The sequence below is a fragment of the Metabacillus niabensis genome (assembly GCF_902829255.1).
Lineage (GTDB): Bacteria > Bacillota > Bacilli > Bacillales > Bacillaceae > Metabacillus > Metabacillus niabensis.
In genome coordinates this window covers 1-5,965 of record NZ_CADEPK010000379.1, presented here as the reverse complement: position 1 = coordinate 5,965, position 5,965 = coordinate 1, and the positions used below count along the sequence as shown (strand labels likewise).

Genomic DNA, 5,965 nt, shown 5'->3' with positions numbered 1-5,965 from the left:
CTACTAATTTTGAATCATCTTAAAGTAGTAATATATTACTACTTTCTTTCTCTTTTGAAAATGCATATTTATATATTCGAAAAATTCAATTATGTATACGGTTAAATTCCACTCGGTAAATATATATAATAGCACTTATCATTCCGTTACAAGAATCTACATTACATAAAAAAAGCCTGTCCCTAAAATGATCGGGACAAGGCCTTTAAAAAGTCTTTTATTCGTTAGATTCCTTTATGATTGAAATTGTTTTTGTTTTCTTCTTATCAAGAAAAGTGTGATAGCGCCACTAGCTAATAAAATGATCCCAATTGCAACGTAATTATAAGTATTTGTTGCAGTCGATGGCAATAGATTTCCAAATCCATTTCCATTGTTTGTATTAGGACTTTTACCTTTTGTATTTCCGTTATCACTATTATTTATTGGATATTCTACATTTGATTTTTGATCATTACCATCACTAGGTTTTACACCATTTGGATTTTCATTTGAGCCATCTCCTGGCTTTTCGCCATTTGGATTTTCATTTGTTCCATCTCCTGGCTTTTCACCATCTGGATTTTCATTTGAGCCATCACCTGGCTTTTCACCATCTGGATTTTCATTTGAGCCATCACCAGCAGTACTTAAATCAAGTGAATATTTGCTAAATCCTGATTCTAATGTTTCTATGAACTTTATATTATCTGATTCATCTGCAAATGCTTTTGCCGATGGAGATGATTCAAAAGTTACATAAACCTCATTTAAAATAGGTGCTATTGACCAGTTATTATCTGCTGATGGATTAACTTGTCCTTTTTCAATAATATAGTTCATAACAGCTTGACGATTCTCATCCGGATACTGAGCAATAATTTTTGAGCTTAGGTTGCCTGGAAAATTCCCACCACCTGAAGCACGATAATTATTTGTAACAACTAAAAACTCCTGTTCTAAATCAATCGGTTTCCCATCATACATTAAATTTTTAATACGAGCTGATTCAGGATTAATCATGTTACCGCTAGTATCATATTTTGCAGGCTTTGTCACATCAATTTGGTACGTAACCCCGTCTATTACATCATAATTGAATGTTGGAAAATCATTATTAATTAAACTTTGTTCCTCATTAACGTTAGGGTCAATTTGATTAAATTGTCCAGCAGACATCTCTAACCATTCCTTCACATCTGCTCCTGTAACTTTTACTATTTGCACCGTATTGTCATATAAGTACAAATCACCTACATTTTTAATTGCTAAATCACCAGCAGGAATATTTGTATAATATTCAGCACCGTTTCTTCCTCCTGCTTTAAAAGGAGCACCTACAGAAAGCAATGGCATTCCCTCATATTCAGTTCCTATTAATTTTTCCTCAGCATACCATTTTTGTGCGTCTGTCACGATTTGTATTGAAGGATCATCCTGAACTAGTGCGAAAAAACTATTAATAGGTGCAGTTGTTGAGCCAACACTTTGTCTCACATAGTCTAAAGTAGCTTCATGATCCGCTTTCACTGCTTCAACCATTTCTTTATTAGGTTCGGTTACAGTTGAAATTGACTCAGCTGTTGAAATTGAATCAATAACTTCCCAATCTTCTTCACCATTTGCACTGTTAGTTAGTTGTAACTTTAAATCAATGATTCCTAAGTGACTACCCCAGTTTTTAGGCATAACTACAGGGACTCCATTAACAGTTCCTTTAACGTTATCAATTGCATCAACGCCATTAAATCTTGCATCTCCAGGAAACAGATTGTGCTGATGTCCAGAAACGATTGCATCTATATCAGGGACTTTTTTGGTTAAATCAAAGACTGCATTTTCAGATCCTGTTACACCTTCACTAGTGTCAACTCCAGTGTGTGCAATAACAACAATTAAATCTGCTCCTTTTTCCTTCATTTCAGGAATAACTTTTTTTGCAGATTCAACAATATCCTTCGTGACAACCTTGCCTTCCAAATGCTTCTTATCCCACACATTGATTTGTGGTGGTACAAACCCAGTAAATCCAACATTTACCTTATGCACATTACCATTGGAATCCACGAATTCCTTTTCAACAATTTCATATGGGTTAAAATAATAATCATCTTGGTTGCTAGCATGAAAAACATTGGCGTTAACAATTGGATAATTGGCATCATCCATTGTCTCATCTAAAAACTCTAATCCGTAATTAAACTCATGATTTCCAAGAGTAGCTGCATCATAATTAAGCAGATTCATCGCTTTAATAATTGGATGAACCTCACCTTCCTCTAACCCTTGCCTAAACACGTATTCACCTAATGGATTCCCCTGAATTAAATCACCATTATCAACAAGAATTGTATTTTGTTTCTCAGCCTGACGTTGCTTTAGTAAAGCAGAAGTACGTACTAAACCAAAACTTGTACTTGGTTTATCACCATAATAGTCATAATCCATAATATGTGCGTGAATATCTGTTGTCTCTAATAGTCTAATATCCATAGTGACAGGTTGCTCTTCAGCAAAAACAGTGCTTGTCTTTGGTGTGAATGAGAACATACTAACAATTAAACTTGTAGCGATTGTTCCATATAGAAGCTTGCGTTTTTTTGCATGATTATCTTTTCTCCTCACCTTGTTTCCACCTTCCGTCTTCATCTAATATCCTACATATAAATTATACAAAGCCAATGTAAAGGTTTTTGTAAAATTATGTAGTTTTTATGTAAATAGATCGGGAAATATCAGGAATTTTAGATGATGATTGCAAAAAAAAGAGGTAACGTTAAAGATGGACAATCTCCAAATCGTTACCTCTTTTAAATTTATTTTATAGTTAATTGTTCATAGAGATCCTTTAACGTTGTGCATCCCATTTGTGTAAGCTTATTTACATAAATGCTCCATAGCATTGCAGTAAGTTTCGCATCATATAATGCATGATGGCGACCAAATGGTAAAATACCATTATGTTCACAGCATTCCTCAAGTGTAATTAGCTTTACATCAGGCTCGGCAATTTTGTACAGAAACGACATATCAACTAATCGATGCTTAAATGGAGCTCGATAAAGTTTCCATGAAGCATGCTGGAGAAACGCTTTCTCATGATTCGCATGATGAGCAACTAACGTATAGTCCTTTGCAAATTGAAAAAACTGAAATAAAACCTCTGACAATGAAGGTGCCTCTTGTAATTGTTCATCTTTTAAACCTGTTAACTGTTTAATATCATCAGATAATTTTTTTTCAGATTTTATAAGAGAATAAAAGGTTTCCCCCTCTTTTACTTCATCCCCTTTTACTTTTACTGCACCAATTGAAATAATCTGGTCTCCCTGATCGGGGTAAAAACCAGTTGTCTCAATATCAAATACAATTACATTTAATTCGGTAAGTGGGATATGAAGGGTCTCCTCAACTCTCATTTCACGCTGTAACTGCCTTAAATAAGCAACATGCTGACTGCTCTGTGCCCCAGCTCTACCAGGAAAACCCTTCATAAAAAAAAATGGATCAAAAGTCATGATAAACACCTTTTTCTATTATTGCTTGGGCTAATTGATGAACCTTTTTTCCACCCTTTAATATGGTCTTAATTTCTCTTTTTTCATATTTTGTTAAATTTTTCACTGATAAATAATGAACGTCCTCATATGATTCCGCAGAAGAAAACAGCGATAACCTATATGAAAGTAGCTTTTTGAAATTTTCTTTAACTTCAGCAAGTAATAAACGATATTCCTCCTTCTTACTTAACTCATCGATTCGTGATATTGTACTCGTTTCGACGATTCCTTCCTTGATCGCTAATAATCTTATTGCATTGACATATGGTAAAAATGCAGTTCTTTTTAAATCGATACACCCTTCATATTTCCCGCTGGATTGTACGAACAATTGTCCAAGCGGCCCAACTGCATGTTTAAAAAATTGAATATTATCTAAAAAACGTTGTAGCAGTTGGTTGTCATGTTCATGATAATGAAAGATCATTTTTTTTAGCTCTATTGGTAACATTTGATTTCCAATGAGCGTCCGGGAATCGTAAAAGATTTGTAAATACCGGATAGATTCCCAGCTTTTATCCAACATCCATTGGGCTAACTGCTCCTTCCACCCTTCCACTGATTTACACCACATTGGATTTGAGCTCATTATCTTTCCATCACAAAACGGATAACCAAGTTGCTCGAGACCTTTTGAAATTTCATCTCCGAGTTTTTGAAAGTAATTTTTTGCCTCTTTTGTGTCATCGTAAAATACAATTCCATGATCTTGATCACTATATAAGCCCTGCTCCTTGCGTCCCCCACTGCCTGTTATAAACCAAGAAAACGAACAAGGGGGTGAACCAAATGATTTTTCAAATTGTGTTATCACAATTTTCCATGCTGCCTTCATCACTTCATCATGGAATTGATTTAATGCAGTTGTATCATGAATTTCAGCTAAAATATGGATATCCTTCCACTTTTTTAATGAATGATATGAATCAATTTCATTCAACATGAGAGACACTCCCTCACTTAAAATAAGGAAAGGTGGAGCAGCCTTAGTGCATACTCCACTTTTCATAGTTGTTTTTATTATACTGTACTTCATAAAATCAAGGGATTTTACCATTTTTTATGAGCCTAGATTTTCTTTCTTATTGTCTATTAACTCAGGGTAACCGTAGCTTCCATGCTCACTAATGTCTAACCCCATAATTTCTTCTTCCTCAGTTACTCTTAACCCATTCATTAGTTTTTTACAAACAGCTAAGATAACAAATGATACGACAAATGCATAAGCCGCTGAAGCAGCAACCCCCATGAATTGAACACCTAATTGTGTGAATCCGCCACCGTAGAATAACCCTGGTAACCCAACTGTAGCTAATTCAGGAGTAGCGAAGAATCCTGTAGATAATGTCCCCCATACCCCTGCAACACCATGTACTGATAATGCAAAGATTGGGTCATCAATTTTTCTCTTTTCAAAAAATCTAGCACTATAGAATACAAGTATACCTGCGATGAAACCGATAACTACAGCTGCCCATGTATCAACAAATGCACAAGAAGCTGTAATTGCAACTAATCCTGCCAAAGCACCATTAAGCATTGTAGGAATATCTGATTTTCCAAGGACCATCCAAGATATAATAAGTGCTGCAACTGCTCCTGCACCTGCTGCTAAATTCGTATTAAGAGCAACAAATCCAAAGAAACCATCATCTACTGACACTGTACTACCCGCGTTAAATCCGAACCAACCGATCCATAACACAATTACTCCTAAAGCTGTGAAAACCTGGTTATGCCCTTGGATATTATTTGCCGAACCATCTTTATTGAATTTTCCAATACGAGGTTTTAATAGTATAGTAGCAGCAAATGCAGCCATTGCACCTGTTAAATGTACAACAGTCGACCCTGCAAAGTCTTGCTTACCATGTTCCGCTAACCAGCCACCACCCCAAATCCAATGAGCAACTACTGGATAAACGAGCGCTGAAAATAATACTGTGAATACTAAATAGATTGATAATTTCGCACGTTCAGCAAAACCACCTAAGGCAATTGTAATCGAAATTCCCGCAAACGCTAATTGGAATAAGAAGAATACGGAAGTCGATAATGCCATTCCTTCCGTCTGGCCACCTGAGTAAAAGAAATCAGATAAGCCGACAAAAAAATTACCATTGCTACCAAATATAAAGCCGTAGCCAACTGCCCAAAACACTAATGACGCAAGACCAAATGTAAAAACTGTTTTACCAGCAATATGTCCTGCATTTTTCATTCTTGTTGAACCAGCCTCTAGTAAAATAAATCCACCTTGCATAAAAATAACTAAGATTGCACCTAACATAACCCAAAGGCTATTCATTAAAAAAGTAGCATCCATTTTACTTCCTCCTCTGTAATAATTACTATCATAAGATGTAAGGAAATATAACATCTTGTTCTTATTTACTATTCTATACGATAATTCTAAAGTGTCAACC

The 5,965-nt window shown here is 35.3% G+C and carries 4 protein-coding genes; all 4 read right to left on the bottom strand.

The window, feature by feature from the left end:
- Positions 1-234 precede the first annotated feature (234 nt).
- A complete protein-coding gene (locus HU235_RS22085; protein ID WP_370877270.1) occupies positions 235-2,604 on the bottom strand; it encodes a bifunctional 2',3'-cyclic-nucleotide 2'-phosphodiesterase/3'-nucleotidase in 2,370 nt (789 codons plus the stop codon).
- Positions 2,605-2,795: 191 nt separating this feature from the next.
- Positions 2,796-3,497: an exonuclease domain-containing protein gene (locus HU235_RS22080; protein WP_095299074.1), complete on the bottom strand. Its 702-nt coding sequence runs from the start codon at positions 3,495-3,497 to the stop codon at positions 2,796-2,798.
- Complete coding sequence (locus HU235_RS22075; RefSeq protein WP_145580858.1) at positions 3,487-4,482, bottom strand: DUF294 nucleotidyltransferase-like domain-containing protein; 996 nt, start codon at positions 4,480-4,482, stop codon at positions 3,487-3,489. The genes HU235_RS22080 and HU235_RS22075 overlap by 11 nt, the downstream gene beginning before the upstream one ends.
- A gap of 117 nt (positions 4,483-4,599) precedes the next feature.
- The gene (locus tag HU235_RS22070; RefSeq protein ID WP_095299078.1) at positions 4,600-5,865 is read right to left on the bottom strand and encodes an ammonium transporter; all 1,266 of its coding nucleotides are present in this window, start codon (positions 5,863-5,865) and stop codon (positions 4,600-4,602) included.
- Positions 5,866-5,965 lie beyond the last annotated feature (100 nt).